Raw genomic sequence first — 16370 nt, 5'->3', positions numbered from 1 at the left:
TACTAAGGTATGCATTTTTTAGTTTGATAATCATCTGTCACCATCAGAAATTATAGCCTTAATCATGGGTCTATTGTTAATCTTAGGAAAGAGTTCTGAAATGATAAAACTATAATCGCTATTAAGCTTTACCGCATTCTTTAAATGAAAACGACCTTCTTCAGTTTGATTTATTGTAAAATATAAGCCGCCTAATCGGTATGCAATCTCTGCATTTTCAGGATAAAATTCTGCCGCTTGTAATAAGTTGTAAATTCCTGCTTCGTATTCTCCTAATGCAATTAGAATATCTGTACGATCTAACCAAGTGTCTAATTCATAGTTACCTAGATCAAGCGTACGTTTATATCCCATTTCGGCTTCTTCTAAAAAATTAAGACGCTTATTGATTGAAGCAAACAATTTCCAATACAGGACATTATCACCATCTATATTTACAGCTTTATTAACGTAGTGTAAGGCCTTAAGATAATTAAGGCGCTTCATGTAAAATTTTGTAATCGCAATCCAACCTTGATCTAAAAGCGCATCTTCTTCAACAGTCTTTTTAAAGAATTGTAAGGCTAAATCTTCTTGTCCTAACTTATCATAACAATGACCTATTCTTAATAATGCAAATGATGTTGGTTCGTCTAAAGCCAAAGTAATCTTATAGTTCTCAATGGCTTCTTCATAAAGTTTTAATTTTTCTAATACTTTACCTTTTTCAATATACGCACCAACAAAAGAATCGTCAGAGATAATTGCAAAATCAAATGCAGCATTTGCCTTGTCATAGTCTTTAATAGTAAAATATTGACGACCTAATTGATGCCAAGCGACTTCACAGTAAGGATTTTTGTCTAAAAACGCATTGAGGTAGGCTATTGCTTCTTCATTCTTGTCTAAAAAGTCGTAACAGTACACAATATTATGAAGTGCAGAATAATCTGAAGTATCTGTCTCTAAACATTTTTTAAAGTAGATGACTGCATTTTCAAATTCATCCAAGAATAAATATTCCATACCTACTAAAGCATACAAGTCGGCATCCTCAGAGGGTGTGGTTGACATCTCTATGGCAATTAATAAGGTGTCAATAGCTTTTTTATGCTCATCTTGCTTAGAAAGTACATTTGCTTTTTGAATAAAAATCTCTTCATTGTTAGGCTCTAATTCGTGCAGCATATCGAGAATGTCATCGGCTTCTGAGAACTTATTTTCAATAACCAGAATTTCCACCTGAAACAATCTTAGGTTTACAGATGAGGGATGTTGTTCTAAACCTAATTTTATGGCACGTTTAGCCAGTGCGATTTTTCCATTTTCAAGATAGTGGTGGATAATATTTTCAAATTCACTTGAATCGAAAAACAAAATATCATTTGTTTTAAGCATCGATTCAAATCTGGTAAGCGGAAAGTTTTCGTCGTCTCGACTGTAATTCATAAGCAGTTTAAAGATTCACTAGAATAAAATTACAGTTATCGTTTGCTCCTAATAAAAAAACCGCTGATTGTTTTTAACAAATTAATTAACATTGAAATTAAGCTTTATGTGAAGTGTGTTATAATATGAAAACCAACAACATAGATAGAATAAAAGCGTTTTAAATTTTATCTAAAATTGAAGTTATTATATGGCAAGCTTTGATAATTTCCTCTTCAGAAATTGTTAATGGAGGCGTTAAACGGATAGCTTTTGGTTCAAATAATAACCAGAATAATATGAGTCCTTCGTCTTGAGCACGTAAAATTACTTGATTCGCAATTTCTGGATTTTCAACTATGGCGGCTAACATTAATCCTCTACCTCGTATTTCCTTAATATGCCTATGTTGAAGATATTTTCTTATTAATTTTTCTTTTATTAAGGTTTGAGGTATGAGTTTGCTTTCAGTGATTTCATTCAGTGTTGCTAAAGCCGCTGCGGCAATGACAGGATTGCCGCCAAATGTTGTAATATGTCCAAGCTTTGGGTTGTCGCTTAACGTAAGCATCATTTCTCTTGAGGCTGTGAATGCTCCAATTGGGAGGCCCCCACCTAAACCTTTTCCAGTAACCACTATATCTGGTGTGCAGTTATAATTTTCAAAACCAAAGAGTTTCCCAGTTCTACCAATACCAGGTTGAATTTCATCTAAAATAAAAACAGCACCTACGGCTTTACAGCGTTCTTCAACTTTTTGTAAATAATTAGCGATGGGTTCAATAAATCCTGCACCTCCTTGAATGGTTTCTAAAATAACTGCGGCAGTGTGTTTAGTGATTTGCTGCAGGCAAAATTCACAATTAAAGGTGATGTGTTTTATGTCTGGAATAAGAGGAAGAAAAGGGGTTTTGCGTTCTTCATAATCCATTAAACTTAAAGAACCCATGGTATTACCGTGGTACGCACTTTTAGCTGCAATAATTTCACTACGACCTGTATAACGTCTGGCAAGTTTTATACTGCCTTCTATGGCTTCAGTTCCGGAATTTACCAAATAGGTCGATTCTAAAGGGTCAGGTAAATGGTTTCCAATTAGTTTGGTTAGTTCTACTGCAGGTTCCTGAACGTATTCGCCATACACCATAACATGCATGTATTTGTCTAATTGTGCTTTAATTGCATCAACAACTTTTGGATGGGCGTGTCCCAATGAACATGCTGATACGCCTGCAACAAAATCTAAATAGGCCTTTCCTTTTTTATCATAGATATAACAGCCTTTAGCATGACTAATTTCCATCGCTAATGGATGCGGTGTGGTCTGTGCTTGATATTTAAAAAAGTCTTTATGCAATTATTGCCCTTCCTTTTTTGTCTCTTTCTTAGAGTCTTCAATTTCTTTTACCTTTGGCTTTAAAGGCATAACCGTTGTTTTCTTAGGTAAATTTCTTTTTGCTTTATTGGGTTTATTAGGTGTCTCTTTACCTGCGTCCTCTACGCGTTCTGCTACACTATCGTCTACAAAATTTTCAGGTGGAACATAATCCTCAAGCCCTGATATTATTGGTAAAATGAGCGGTGGATCATCTTTAAAAAGATCTTCAACAGAATTAGGTCGTTCTTCACCTCGCCAGTCAAAACCTCTCAGTTTTTTAGCTGCTCTTGGAAAGTCATCTTCAGGAAAAATATTACCGTCTATTTGATTTAAAAAGCGAACCTCGTCAATGGCCTGCTCTAAAATCTTAATATTAATGCTTCCAGATTTAGATTTTTGAATACCGATAAGATCGTTTTGCTCGTTGCGCATATAACGAATGGTTTCGGCGTTTTTAATAATATCTACGTTATATAATTCATTATCTCTAAACAGGCCTATTAAGCGTTGTCCTTTGATTTGATTATAAGCATCTTCACTTATCGTGTCCTTGCTTACTAAAAACGCATTATTAAAAACCTTAAGAGAATCTAATTTTTCAGTTTCAGTGTTGGAAATTAAATGAATGGTATCACCAGTCATCTGGTTTCCTATATTCCACAGCACTGGCTTTCTTGCCAAAGCAAAAGCGTCAGAAGAACTGTAACGACTTAAATTAATAAGTTTGGTTAGTCCTGTTTTATGGTCAACATGAATTGAATCGGCTTTACCTGCTAGATCACTTTTAAATAGTCTAGCATTATAAAACGCCCTAGTAATCCTGTTTTCTTCTTTTCCGGTTACCATGAGTGTGTCGGCATGTAGGTAAATAGAATCTTGTTCTTGCACTGTGATGGCTAGCGCACGTTTTGTAATAAAAGTAGAGTCTTTAGCGCGCCATACCTCAGCATAGTGGCCTTTAACTATACTATTATTTATGGTATCTGTGATTTTTATGTTATTGGTTGCTGATGCAAAACTTTTGTTTCTATCGAAGTATAAACTATCACCGATAAGTGTTCTATTATCATAGTCTATTTTTGCATTTCTCTGAAAATGACCAATATTGGTTTTGGTGTCGTAGAAACCACGCTCCGTGTATATATTACTGTCTTCACCGACTATGGTTGAAGGACCAAACAAATATGCATGACCGTTGTCTGGAAAATAATCCAACCGTTCCGTATTTAATGTGTAGTCTGGATTTACTAATACAACATCCTTGGTAAATTGGTACTTTTTTGAATTCATGTAATAGCGACCAATCTGACTTGTAATGGTTCCGGAGGAATCTCTTACAACCTTTCCTTTGGTATCGTAATAGGCGAGCTGACGGGTTCTATCAAAATACAGTTTATCGGTTGTTAATACGGATTGTGGTTCAGTGAGGATAACGTCACCTTGGGCATAGGCTAATTCTGTTTTGCCACTATATTCTACATACTTGGCGATCATATTTATGGAATCTCCCTGTTTTATGGTAACGACACCGCTTGGTCCACTAAATGCTTCTATATAATCTTGGTCTTGGTAATAAATGGCTTTATCACAAAACAGATTAACACCCTTATGAATAAAATGCACCTGCTGTGATTCGTCTCTAAGAAATACTAAAGCGCCTTCTTCAACATCTTCGTCTGAGGAAGCAATTCCTGCATATTCAATTAAGATGCGTTGCTTTTCTTGTGCAAATGAGAATACGGAAACACAAATTAAGATAACTAGTAAGAGACGTTTTAACCCGTTCAAAGCTTTATATTTTTTACAAAGTAACACTTATAGTTAAGCTTTAGTATGAGTTAACAGTTTTTTTAACAGAATCTAAAAATGCTATTCTTAAACTGTTTTCCTAACAATGGTCTGTTTACGATCAGGCCCTACAGATACAATGGTAATAGGAATATTAAGTTCGTTCTCTAAAAACGCTACATAAGCATTAAACGCTTTTGGTAACTGTGATGCTTCTGTCATGCCTGTTAAGTCCTCTGACCATCCTTGGATTTCAGTGTAAATTGGAGTGACGTTTTCAGCTTCAATGTTATAAGGTAAATGATGAATAGTGTCTCCTTTGTATTTGTAAGCTGTGCAAACCTTTAAAGTTTTAAATCCAGAAAGCACATCACCTTTCATCATAATTAATTGTGTAACACCGTTTACTTGACATGCATAACGTAGAGCAACTAAATCTAGCCACCCACAACGTCTCGGACGACCAGTTGTTGCGCCAAACTCATGACCAACACGTCCCATAGTCTCACCATCTTCATCGAATAATTCTGTTGGAAATGGTCCAGATCCTACACGTGTAGTATAGGCTTTAAATATTCCAAAGACATCACCAATTTCATTTGGAGCAACTCCAAGTCCTGTACAGGCTCCTGCAGCTGTTGTATTGGATGAGGTAACAAATGGATAGGTCCCGAAATCAATATCTAATAGAGATCCTTGTGCGCCTTCTGCTAATATCGATTTTCCTGATGTTTGTGCTTTATGAATATATTCTTCTGAATCAATAAATTGAAGAGACTTTAAAGTCTCGATAGCTTCAAAAAAGTCAGCCTCTAAATCTTTAAGATCGTATTGAATGTCTACATTGTAGAAATCTATCATGGCTTCGTGCTTATTCGCTAAAGCGCGGTATTTTTCTTTCCAATCCGATAATTCAATGTCACCAACACGAATACCATTTCTACCGGTTTTATCCATATACGTTGGTCCTATACCTTTAAGCGTAGAACCAATTTTCGCTTTTCCTTTTGAAGCTTCACTTGCAGCATCTAACAAACGATGTGTTGGTAATATAATGTGGGCTTTTCGGGAAATACAGAGTGATGATTTGTAATCAACATTTTGTTCCTCTAATTTGTCCAATTCCTTTTTGAATATAACAGGATCTATAACGACACCATTACCTACGAGGTTAACGGTATTTTCATGAAAAATCCCAGAAGGGATGGTATGTAACACATGCTTTCTGCCGTTAAATACTAGAGTATGACCTGCATTTGGTCCACCTTGAAAGCGTGCAATAATATCGTATTTAGAGGTGAATACATCAACAATTTTTCCTTTGCCTTCATCTCCCCATTGTAATCCAAGTAGTAAGTCTACTGCCATTATAAAAATTAGTTAGTCGTCAGATTTACGGTTGCCGTAAAAGTATAGTGAATGATTTGTTATTTCGATATTAAAAACCTCTTCGATGGTCTTTTTAATGGATTGAATGCGTGGGTCACAGAATTCAATAACTTCACCCGTATCTGTTAGAATAACGTGGTCGTGCTGTTTGTCGAAATAGGACTTTTCATAATGCGCCTGATTTTGGCCAAACTGATGCTTTCTAACAAGTGCACATTCCAAAAGTAATTCAATGGTGTTGTAGAGTGTTGCCCTACTTACACGATAGTTTTTGTTTTTCATTTTGATGTACAAAGATTCTATATCAAAATGTTCTTCGCTATCATAAATCTCCTGAAGTATAGCGTAGCGTTCAGGTGTCTTTCTATGGCCTTTATCTTCAAGGAATTGCGTAAAAACACGTTTTACTATTTCTTGATTACTTTCTTCTGTTGTTACATTCATAATAAGGTGCAAATTTACATAAAATTATAGGATAAAGATGGTTTAATGATATGGAAAGTACGAAAGAAATCAACAAGTTTTCAATATTATAAAATCACCACAATTTAAACTCGAGATACCTTATCGATTCCGTTGATTTTTTTAAGTTTTTCTATCAAATTTTTAAGCATGGTTTGGTTTTTAACCTCCACCACAATATCACCATTAAAAATACCATCATCACTTGAAAAACTTATACTCTTCATATTAACGTGAAGGTTTTCGGATATTAGACTTGTGATATCATTAACTAATCCCAGATTGTCAATTCCCGAAAGTCTTATATGAGAGGTGTAGGTACGTTGCGAAGAATCTATCCATTTTGCAGGCATGATTCTGTAGGCATAATTAGATTGTAAACTCACGGCATTAGGGCAGTTTTTCTTATGGACTTTGATGCCATCATTTATAGTAACAAAACCAAAAACTTTATCTCCAGGAATAGGATTGCAACAATTGGCCAATGAATAGTTAAGTCGTTCCTCTTCTTTGCCAAAAACCAGCATATCATATTTAGAAGTAATTTCTTCTTTGTCAATATCCTTAGAGACATCTGGTTTACGAATTCTGTTTTTAATATAACTCATAAAAGCATTGCTTCTGGATGAGGCAAAAGCTTTTAGTTTTGAATTATCGATGGTGCCTATGCCAACACGATAAAAAAGGTCTAAGGAGGTTTTTAATTTGAAGTAGCTCACCAACTCGTTGATGGACTTTTCGTTTAATGTGATTTTGAGCTGTTTAAGTTTGCGTCTTAAAACTTCTTTACCTTCTGCAGCAATTTCTTTAGTATGTGCGTTTAAAGCCGATTTAATTTTACTGCGAGCTCTAGCAGTTGTTGCATAATCTAGCCAGTTGGCATTAGGCTTGGCATTTTCGGACGTTAATATTTCGACACGATCGCCACTTTGTAATTCGTGACTTAAAGGTACTAATTTCCCATTAACCTTTGCGCCTCTAGTTTTCATGCCAACTTCTGTATGGATGCTAAATGCAAAATCAAGAGGAGTCGCACCTTTTGGCAAAGATTTTAAATCTCCTTTAGGTGAGAATACAAAGATCTCTTTGGAATATAAATTGAGTTTAAACTGTTCAACAAAATCCACAGCATTAGCTTCGTTATTTTCCAAGGCTTCCTGTAATTTATTGATCCAAAGGTCTAAATTATCGTCTTTGTCATCCGTATTTTTATACTTGTAGTGTGCTGCATAGCCTTTCTCTGCAATTTCATTCATTCGTTCACTTCGAATTTGGACCTCTACCCAGCGACTTTTAGGGCCAACAACAGTTATGTGTAAGGCTTCGTAACCCGTGGACTTAGGTGATGAAATCCAATCTCTTAAGCGAATTGGATTAGGGGTAAAGTGGTCTGTAACTACAGAATAAATCTTCCAGGCTAAAAATTTCTCATTTTTGAGGTCTGATTTATAGATAATTCGCACGGCAAATTTATCGTAGACTTCATCAAATGACACTCCTTGTTTTACCATTTTACGGCGTATGCTGAAAATAGATTTCGGTCGTCCTTTTATCTCATAATTGAGGCCTTCTTTATTGAGTGATTTTTCAATGACCTTAGAGAAGGATTTGATGTAAGCATCTTGTTCTTCCTTACTTTCCTCCATCTTGTTTAAAATGTCATTGTAGACTTCAGGTTCTGTGTACTTAAGGCCTAAATCTTCAAGTTCTGTTTTTATGTTATAAAGGCCAATTCGATGGGCTAGAGGTGCATAGATGTAAAGGGTTTCTGATGCGATCTTTACCTGCTTATCTGGTCTCATGGAATCCATAGTTTGCATGTTGTGCAAACGGTCTGCAATTTTGATGATGATAACACGTACATCTTCATTAAGTGTCAACAACATTTTACGGAAATTCTCAGCTTGTAAGGAGACATCCATATCCTTTTTTAAGGATGAAATTTTAGTCAGGCCGTCAACAATACGTGCAACAGTTTCGCCGAAAAGGCGTTCCATGTCTGCAATGGTATAATCCGGATTGTCTTCAACAACATCATGAAGTAAAGCTGCAGCAATTGAGGTCGCATCTAAGCCAATTTCTTGCGCAACTATTTTTGCAACGGCGATAGGATGAAAAATGTAGGCTTCGCCAGACTTACGTCTTTGGTCTTTGTGGGCATCAACAGCCACATCAAAGGCATGACGAATCAATTTTTTATCATCTCTGCTTAACGTTTGATAGCTTACCCTTAGTAACTCTTTATAGGCTTTTGCAATCGCTGCATTTTCTTTTTCAATGTCCACTTCAGTCATACAACTAAAATACATAAAGCCAATTTAATACACAATGAGATCTAGAATGATTTTCACAAATAATTACGTGTTAAAAAGTCGCTTGTTAACTTTTTTTAGAATCGTCATTATCTTGCTTTTCATAGGCATCGAAAATCTCCTTTTTAGACAAATTTGGATAGTGATTTTCCTTTTGCTTTTTGTGTGCTAAATAAATATTGGTAAACATTAAATAAAGATAAATAGCAAAAATAATTGCTCCGATAAATAAAAATCCCTTATTCATGTCGTACGTCTTTGTCTAATTGCAATAGAAAATAAGAGAATTGTTGCTGGCCAATGTGCTGAGTATTCAGCTTCTTCCTTCATACCATATAGTCCTAAGCCAACTGAATATAGCAGGCTAATGAATGCTAGTATAACAGGATACCATTTCAAAATAAATTTTACCATAATGTTTTGTTTAATTATTTAATAAAAATGTTAAACAAAAATAATGATATTATTACTTATTTTATTAAAATGATGATATTATTTCATTTTTTTAACTTTATTTTTGATAATAGTTAAATAATGTTAATGCCGAGTTTGTCCTAAATAGTGAAGGCCTGTTGCTAACAGAATAAGCCTATTAAACACACTATTTTTTCAGGTTTCTAATCCTGTCTAATAGAGTTGGGTGGGAATAGTGCATAAACACATAGGCTTTATGCGGTGTTAAATTACTTAAGCTATTTTTAGATAGTTTTTTTAAAGAGCTTATTAATGGTTGGGCTTTGTAAGTTGTTTTGGCATAATTATCTGCTTGATATTCAAAAACACGAGAAACATAATTCATAATTAAGCCTGTAACTTCAGAAATTGGTGAGTAGAGAAGACCAAAGGTAATGAGTCCAACATGAAAACTTGGGATTTCTACACAAATGGCATTTGACAATAAAGGGTTAGAAATAAAAATGGATAAAATAAATAGTGTTAATCCGGTAAGCAGAATAGAGGCAACAAGATTAAAAATAATATGCCTGCGTTTATAGTGTCCAACTTCGTGAGCTAGTACAGCAACAATTTCTTCGTCGTCTAAATCATTTACTAAAGTATCGTAAAGTGTAACGCGTTTTTCACGTCCAAAACCAGAGAAATAGGCATTAGCTTTAGTACTACGTTTTGAACCATCGATAATAAAAATCTTATTTAAACTAAACCCAACAGATGTGGCGTATTCTGAAATTTTGTTTCTTAAATCTCCTTCTTCTAAAGGAGTTTGCTTATTAAATAGAGGTACTATTAATTTTGAATAGAACATATTCATAAACACGGTGAAAAGGGTTACAAGTCCCCAAGTATATAACCAGAATTGATCTTCAGTAAGCTGATAGAACCAGATAATAAGGGCAATGATACCACCTCCGATAATAGCCATCATGAGAAGGCCCTTAATCTTGTCAAGAATAAATGTCTTTTTTGTGGTTTTATTGAATCCAAAGGTTTCTTCAATCACAAAGGTTTTATAATAGGCAAATGGGGTGGTAATAATATCACTAGCAATCATTATGATGCCAAAGAAAATTAAGGCGATAAGTATTGGTTGATTGGAGTAGCTTCTTGCTAGCGAATCTACATATTCAAAACCATCAAAGAATAAAAAGGCTAATGTTAAACTAAGTGAAAATAGAGATGACCATATGCCAAACCTATAATTTGTAGCCTTGTAAGCCTGTGATTTTTTATAATCCTCTTTGTCATAAACATCTGCGAGCTCATCTGGCAAATTATCATTAAAATGTTTGGCATTTAAGGCATTGAGTACCTTATCCTTAATAAAATTGATGACAATTATGCCAATTATGACGTAAAAAAGGGTTTGAGGATTCATGCTTATTTAAAATCACGTTGTCTTTTCGCTTCAAAAATAAGAATTCCTGCAGCAACAGAAACGTTCATTGAGTCAATTTTACCTTGCATCGGAATGTGAATATTTTGTGTGGCAATAGCCCTCCATTCTTGGGTGAGACCAGTAGCTTCAGTGCCTACAACTATGGCCGTTGGTTGCTTGTAGTCTTGTAGATGATACGGTTCTGACTTCTGTAAAATGGCAGCGTAAATATTAAAATTATACTTCTGTAAAAATTGTATGGCTTCTACTGAAGGTGCCACTGCAATTTGAGTGGTAAAAACACAGCCTACACTAGAACGAATAATATTTGGATTATAAAGGTCCGATTTTGGATTTGTAATAATTACAGCATCCACATTAGCGGCATCTGCAGTTCTTAATAAAGCACCAATATTACCAGGTTTCTCAGGGGCTTCAGCCACTAATATTAAGGGATTTTTGGATATGAAATTTAAATCCTCTAAATCATGTAATTTCCACTGAACTACTGCTATGACACCTTCTGTAGTATCGCGATGCGCTAATTTTTTAAATACTTCCTTTGATATTTCTATAATCTCAATACCATAACGGCTCATGGCTTTAGCCTCGGCTTCAGAAAATAAATCAGGAAAAAATAAAAGTGTATCAATCTTATAACCACTTTTTATGGCTAGTGAAAGCTCGCGTTTACCTTCAATTAAAAATGAATTAGATTTTTTGCGTTCTCGAGACTTTTCTTTTAAAAGAATAAGTCGTTTTATAAACGGATTTTGTAGGCTGGTAATTGTTTTTATCATAAATTCGTCTAATCGAAAATTAGAAATCAAATTAAAAAATCTAATATTTTAAAGATATTAAAATATTAAAAGCAACCAATTCTAATTTTATTGATCTAAAATACATAATGTCATCAATCAATCCACTATGAAAAAACTTTTACTTGTTTTTGTACTAACTTTATCTTTCGTATTAAAATCTAATGCTCAAATAGGAATTACTCAGCCATCCGATTATGAAATTTGTGGTAGTAATGGTTTTGCCGATTTTGATCTTTCTATCAAAGATGCTGAGATATTGAATGGACTAGATCCATTAAATTATTCAATTACCTATCACTTAACGCTTTTAGAGGCAAGTGATGGCATCAACGCTTTAATTAGTCCTTTTACCAATGTGTCTAATCCGCAAACTATATTTGTTAGGGTTTTTGAATTGTCTACCGGTAACTTCGAGGTGACAAACTTCAGTTTAATTGTTAGTTCAGTTATTAATTTGGATTTAGGACTAGACGACGTTAGCCTATGCGCTGGTGAAACTTTAGTTTTTGATACAGGATTAGATAATGCCGCATATTCATTTTCTTGGTATTTAGATGGTCAATTAATTACAGGTGAAGTCCAATCTACTTTATCAATTAATCAAGTAGGTTCCTATTCGGTTGAGGTATCTGATAGTTCAACAGGTTGTATATCCGTAGATAGTGGTTTGGTTACCGATTTTGAAACTGCAATATCCTCACCTAGTCCTTTAGTAGTTTGCGATGAAGATGCTGATGGGTTTGCTTTGTTTGATTTATCATTAAGAGATCTTGAAATCACAAATGGACAATCAAATGTTATCGTGACCTACCATGAAACTCAAAGTGATGCAGATACTAATGTTAATGCCATTTCTTCACCATATGCAAATATCATCCAATTCAATCAAGTCATATATGTTAGAGTAGAAAACGCAAATGGTGATTGCGCTACAATATTAGAATTAGATATCGAGGCCAGTGCTTCTTTATGCCAAGAGGATGTAAATATTATTGTTGACACTACTGCATATAGTGTGTATGAATTAGTGCAAGACGTGTTTATAGGTAATAATTGCAGCTCTATTTTTAATATCACTTTTTCAACAGGAACTTCATTTAATAATAACGAACCTAATGGTATAGGTTATTTTAGTTATGCAGGTAGTAATTTCCCTTTTAATGAAGGTTTAGTTCTCTCAACAGGTAATGTAAAAGATGCAGAAGGTCCGAATACTAGTGATAATGCTAGTTCTGGTTCAGGTGTCTGGCCTGGAGATGCTGATTTAAATAATACACTTGGAATTAACTCCAATAACGCCACTGTTATTGAATTTGATTTTGTTCCAGTAGTTAGTCAAATTAATTTTGAGTTTTTAATGGCATCTGAAGAATATGATATGGGAAGTTTTGAATGTAGCTTTTCAGATGCTTTTGCCTTTTTGTTAACGGATGAACAAGGTAATACTACCAATTTAGCGGTATTGCCAGGTACCAATACACCAATTTTAATCACTAATATACACCCAGATAATGGTTCTTGTGCTGCTGCCAATCCTGAGTTTTTTGGTGGTTATATACCAACTGATGAGCCTCCAATTTCATACAATGGTAGAACAGTTCCTTTTACTGCACAAGCAGATGTTAACGTAGGAGAGAATTATCATATTAAATTAGTCATTGCAGATGCTGGTGACAGTCTATTTGATTCAGCAGTTTTTCTAAGAGCTGGAAGTTTCGATATTGGTGAGCTGTGTAATGATGTAGGTCTTATAAACACCAAAGCTTTTATGGACAACAATGCTAACGGATTTTTAGATCCAGATGAGTCTGATTTTGTACAAGGTTATTTTACCTATGAAAAAAATAACGATGGTATTATTAATCAAGTCAATACAAACCTTGGTAACTTTTCTATCGTGAGTACAAACGAAACAGATACGTATGATATTACATTTAATATCTACGATGAATACACAAACTGCTATGTGCCAATAACATCATCCGTAGAAAATATGAGTGTTGCAAATGGAGAAGTTGTTACAATAGATTTTCCAATAGAAAACAATCAATCGTGTCAAGACCTTGCCGTCTATTTAGTAAACCCGTTTGATGCACCACGACCTGGTTTTGATTATTTAAATCAGTTAATTATTGAGAATGTTGGAAATAGTGATATAACTTCTGGTACTATTGAAGTTGTTTTAGATGAACAATTAAATTATAATGGAATTATTCAACCAAACCCAGGTTACACTGTTACAACGACAGATTCAGGATTTACATTGGACTTCGTGAATTTAGAAGTTGGCGAAACAGAAGTAATTAATATATCTCTTAACTGCGATGTAACTGCTCAGTTAGATGATATTGTTACCAATATCGCAACTTACATTACGGATAGTAACGATATTGAAGAAAGTAACAACCAATCATCCTTGTCTGAAATAGTTATTGGTTCTTATGACCCAAATGATATTTTTGAGTCTCATGGACCTGAAATTGTGTACGATGATTTTGTTGTATCAGACGAGTGGTTATATTATACGATTCGTTTCCAAAATTTAGGGACTGCAGAAGCCATTTTTGTTCGTATTGAAGATGAATTAGATCTGCAACTAGATGAGTCTACATTCCAAATGCTTAGGTCCAGTCATGATTACACTGTAACAAGAACAGGTTCTAGTTTAGAGTGGTATTTTGAAGATATTGATTTACCAGCAGAACAAGATGATGAACCTGGTAGTCATGGTTTTGTTCATTTTAAAATAAAACCAAAATCAGGATATGAAGTTGGCGATATCATACCTAATTCTGCAGCCATTTACTTTGATTTTAATCCACCAGTAATCACCAATACGTTTAACACGCAATTTGTAGAACCGCTTTCAGTAGATGAGTTTAACAGTTTTAATTATAATGTTTACCCAAATCCGGCAAAGGATAGAGTTACAGTTTCGGCACGTAATAATACTGTCTTAGAGCTTCAGATAGAACTTGTTGATTTACAGGGAAAACGTATTCAATTGCAACAGATTATCAATGATAATACTGTTGAACTTAATGTAACTTCTTTAAAATCCGGTGTTTACTTCATTAAACTAAATGACGGTCAAAAGGTAAGTATCAATAAACTCATTATTGAATAACAAAAACGAGTTTTAATTTATAAGTAAAAGCCTCAGATTTTTTCTGAGGCTTTAGTGTAATGCCTTTTTTATACTTTCGTCTAAGTCAACAACTAAAAACACTTTATGAAAAAAATAGTATTGCTGATTCTTTTAACAGCTGTGTTTGTTTCTTGCAAAAACGAGACAAAAGTAGAATCTACAGAAATTAAAACCCTTACCAAAGAGGATATAACTACAAGTATTTATCCTGAATCTATTACCAAAGTTTTTGATGCTCATGGAGGTATAGATAATTGGAACAAAATGAAAACCTTATCCTTTACTATGGATAAACATAATGGTAAAGAAGTTACCACCACCAATTTAAAAACAAGAGCTGAACTTATTGATACACCAAGTTATATTATGGGTTATGATGGTGAAAATTTGTGGGTCAGTGAAAAAAATGATGATGAATATAAAGGTAATGCTAAATTTTACAAAGGCTTAATGATGTACTTCTACGCGATGCCATTTATAGTTGGTGATGATGGCATTATTTATGAAGAGACAGATCCTCTTGTTTTTGAGGGCAAAACGTATCCAGGAATTTTAATTTCTTATGAAGCTGGAGTAGGTGAGTCACCAGACGACCAATATGTTGTTTATTATAATGCTGAAACTGGTCAAATGGAATGGTTGAGCTATACCGTGACTTTTGGAAAAGATGGAAAGAGTACAGATTTTAGATACATAAGATACAACGATTGGCAAACCATTAATGGTTTGGTTATGCCTAAAAGTATTAGTTGGTACAACTATGAAAATAATATACCTACAGATTTAAGAAATACCTTAGAATTTAAAGACGTTGTCTTATCCGAAGAAGCACCGAAACAGGATATGTTTATGATGGAAGAAGGTGATAAACTCATAGAGTAAACTTAAGCTTGAAATAATAAAAAAAAGCGAGCCAATTAGCTCGCTTTTTTTATTTAAGATTACTAATCTTTATTTTCAATCAGTTTTAATCCATACCTAATGAGAAAAAAGCCAATAATAGGTGTCAATATGTAAAAAAGTACAATTAATAAGCCATCTCGTATACTTATATTCATATAAACAGACTTATTTCTGTATCTCATTGAACCTCCACCAACAATTAAAAAACTCAAGATACCAACAGATATCATTGAATATCCTAAAACCTTTTTTGACATTTATTTACTCAAATCTAGTTCTGCCCATACTTTTCGGCGTAGCGCTTCCAAAGTGTGGTTTGATGCGATTCTAAACTTAATGCTCTGCCATCAATAAAAGCATGCGTCACTAAATTAGTGCGCATATCCAAAGCATCGCCTTCACTTATAAATAAGGTGGCGCTTTTACCCGTTTCTAAGGTGCCATACAGAGCATCAATACCCATGATTTGTGCGGCATTACTAGTAATTAATTGTAAAGCCTGCTCTTTAGTTAAACCATATGCAACCGTAGTTCCTGCATAGAATGGTAAATTTCTAGAATTCATACGTTCCATCTGTCCACTAGTTTCTAAAGAAACGAGAACACCAGCATCGACTAGTGCCTTTGCTTGTTTAAAGGTATAATCGTAATCGTGGTCCTCTAGTTCAGGTCTGGTATGCACACGTTGTAGCATAACAGATATATTATTTTGCTTCAACATATTGGCAACCTTACTCGCTTGATAACCACCAACAATTGTAACCTTAGTAACACCTTGTGATTTTGCAAAATTAACAGCGTCTGTAATGCCTTTTTCATCATCAACATTAATATATAAGTGCTTTGATCCATCAAATAAACCAGCCATAGCTTCGTATGGTAGATTAGTTTCTTTCTTTTCACCGTTATTATGGCTTTTAGCTTCATT

14 protein-coding genes are annotated in these 16370 nt (G+C 34.3%); 2 read left to right on the top strand and 12 right to left on the bottom strand.

All coding sequences use genetic code 11. The features are described from left to right. Nucleotides 1-30 precede the first annotated feature (30 nt). From HRU49_RS07790 to HRU49_RS07745, 10 genes are all read right to left on the bottom strand, one after another. The gene (locus HRU49_RS07790) at nt 31-1428 is read right to left on the bottom strand and encodes a tetratricopeptide repeat protein (protein ID WP_296355856.1); all 1398 of its coding nucleotides are present in this window, start codon (nt 1426-1428) and stop codon (nt 31-33) included. 160 nt (nt 1429-1588) lie between these two features. Then, entirely contained in the window at nt 1589-2764 is a 1176-nt protein-coding gene (locus tag HRU49_RS07785) for an aspartate aminotransferase family protein (RefSeq protein WP_296355854.1), read from the bottom strand. After that, the gene (locus tag HRU49_RS07780) at nt 2765-4573 is read right to left on the bottom strand and encodes an OstA-like protein (protein ID WP_296355852.1); all 1809 of its coding nucleotides are present in this window, start codon (nt 4571-4573) and stop codon (nt 2765-2767) included. It lies immediately after the preceding gene. 87 nt (nt 4574-4660) lie between these two features. Next, nucleotides 4661-5941 carry an adenylosuccinate synthase gene (locus tag HRU49_RS07775; protein ID WP_296355850.1) on the bottom strand — a complete coding sequence of 427 codons (1281 nt, stop codon included), beginning with the start codon at nt 5939-5941 and terminating at the stop codon, nt 4661-4663. Nucleotides 5942-5953: 12 nt separating this feature from the next. After that, nucleotides 5954-6406, bottom strand: a complete 453-nt coding sequence (locus HRU49_RS07770; RefSeq protein ID WP_296355848.1) for a transcriptional repressor — start codon at nt 6404-6406, stop codon at nt 5954-5956. Between the two features lie 104 nt (nt 6407-6510). Beyond that, on the bottom strand, nt 6511-8718 hold the full coding sequence (locus HRU49_RS07765) for a RelA/SpoT family protein (protein ID WP_296355887.1): 2208 nt from the start codon (nt 8716-8718) through the stop codon (nt 6511-6513). 85 nt (nt 8719-8803) lie between these two features. Then, the gene (locus HRU49_RS07760; RefSeq protein WP_296355846.1) at nt 8804-8983 is read right to left on the bottom strand and encodes a hypothetical protein; all 180 of its coding nucleotides are present in this window, start codon (nt 8981-8983) and stop codon (nt 8804-8806) included. Beyond that, a complete protein-coding gene (locus HRU49_RS07755) occupies nt 8980-9150 on the bottom strand; it encodes a hypothetical protein (protein WP_296355844.1) in 171 nt (56 codons plus the stop codon). Before HRU49_RS07755 ends, HRU49_RS07760 begins: the two co-directional genes overlap by 4 nt. A gap of 187 nt (nt 9151-9337) precedes the next feature. After that, nucleotides 9338-10570: a M48 family metallopeptidase gene (locus tag HRU49_RS07750; protein ID WP_296355842.1), complete on the bottom strand. Its 1233-nt coding sequence runs from the start codon at nt 10568-10570 to the stop codon at nt 9338-9340. A gap of 2 nt (nt 10571-10572) precedes the next feature. Continuing rightward, the gene (locus HRU49_RS07745; RefSeq protein WP_296355840.1) at nt 10573-11370 is read right to left on the bottom strand and encodes an RNA methyltransferase; all 798 of its coding nucleotides are present in this window, start codon (nt 11368-11370) and stop codon (nt 10573-10575) included. A 127-nt stretch (nt 11371-11497) separates the two neighbouring features. Here HRU49_RS07745 and HRU49_RS07740 point away from each other — a divergent pair, with 127 nt between their 5' ends. Together HRU49_RS07740 and HRU49_RS07735 are read left to right on the top strand one after the other, a co-directional pair. Then, nucleotides 11498-14518: a choice-of-anchor L domain-containing protein gene (locus HRU49_RS07740; protein WP_296355839.1), complete on the top strand. Its 3021-nt coding sequence runs from the start codon at nt 11498-11500 to the stop codon at nt 14516-14518. A 105-nt stretch (nt 14519-14623) separates the two neighbouring features. Then, nucleotides 14624-15421: a DUF6503 family protein gene (locus tag HRU49_RS07735; protein WP_296355837.1), complete on the top strand. Its 798-nt coding sequence runs from the start codon at nt 14624-14626 to the stop codon at nt 15419-15421. Between the two features lie 62 nt (nt 15422-15483). Here HRU49_RS07735 and HRU49_RS07730 read toward each other — a convergent pair whose 3' ends face one another. Both HRU49_RS07730 and HRU49_RS07725 read right to left on the bottom strand, forming a co-directional pair. Continuing rightward, on the bottom strand, nt 15484-15699 hold the full coding sequence (locus tag HRU49_RS07730) for a hypothetical protein (protein ID WP_296355834.1): 216 nt from the start codon (nt 15697-15699) through the stop codon (nt 15484-15486). Nucleotides 15700-15713: 14 nt separating this feature from the next. Further along, nucleotides 15714-16370: amidohydrolase family protein (locus tag HRU49_RS07725; RefSeq protein ID WP_296355831.1), on the bottom strand; the 657-nt coding region annotated here is incomplete at its 5' end.

This window comes from Winogradskyella sp. (assembly GCF_013213975.1).
GTDB lineage: Bacteria > Bacteroidota > Bacteroidia > Flavobacteriales > Flavobacteriaceae > Winogradskyella.
This window is presented reverse-complemented; position numbering and strand designations above follow the sequence as displayed.

Bases quoted from the DNA above. Each gene is read 5' to 3' on its own strand.
- HRU49_RS07790 (WP_296355856.1), bottom strand. From the start codon at position 1,428: ATGAATTACAGTCGAGACGACGAAAACTTTCCGCTTACCAGATTTGAA.
- HRU49_RS07775 (WP_296355850.1), bottom strand. From the start codon at position 5,941: ATGGCAGTAGACTTACTACTTGGATTACAATGGGGAGATGAAGGCAAA.
- HRU49_RS07770 (WP_296355848.1), bottom strand. From the start codon at position 6,406: ATGAATGTAACAACAGAAGAAAGTAATCAAGAAATAGTAAAACGTGTT.
- HRU49_RS07765 (WP_296355887.1), bottom strand. From the start codon at position 8,718: ATGACTGAAGTGGACATTGAAAAAGAAAATGCAGCGATTGCAAAAGCC.
- HRU49_RS07760 (WP_296355846.1), bottom strand. From the start codon at position 8,983: ATGAATAAGGGATTTTTATTTATCGGAGCAATTATTTTTGCTATTTAT.
- HRU49_RS07755 (WP_296355844.1), bottom strand. From the start codon at position 9,150: ATGGTAAAATTTATTTTGAAATGGTATCCTGTTATACTAGCATTCATT.
- HRU49_RS07750 (WP_296355842.1), bottom strand. From the start codon at position 10,570: ATGAATCCTCAAACCCTTTTTTACGTCATAATTGGCATAATTGTCATC.
- HRU49_RS07745 (WP_296355840.1), bottom strand. From the start codon at position 11,370: ATGATAAAAACAATTACCAGCCTACAAAATCCGTTTATAAAACGACTT.
- HRU49_RS07740 (WP_296355839.1), top strand. From the start codon at position 11,498: ATGAAAAAACTTTTACTTGTTTTTGTACTAACTTTATCTTTCGTATTA.
- HRU49_RS07735 (WP_296355837.1), top strand. From the start codon at position 14,624: ATGAAAAAAATAGTATTGCTGATTCTTTTAACAGCTGTGTTTGTTTCT.
- HRU49_RS07730 (WP_296355834.1), bottom strand. From the start codon at position 15,699: ATGTCAAAAAAGGTTTTAGGATATTCAATGATATCTGTTGGTATCTTG.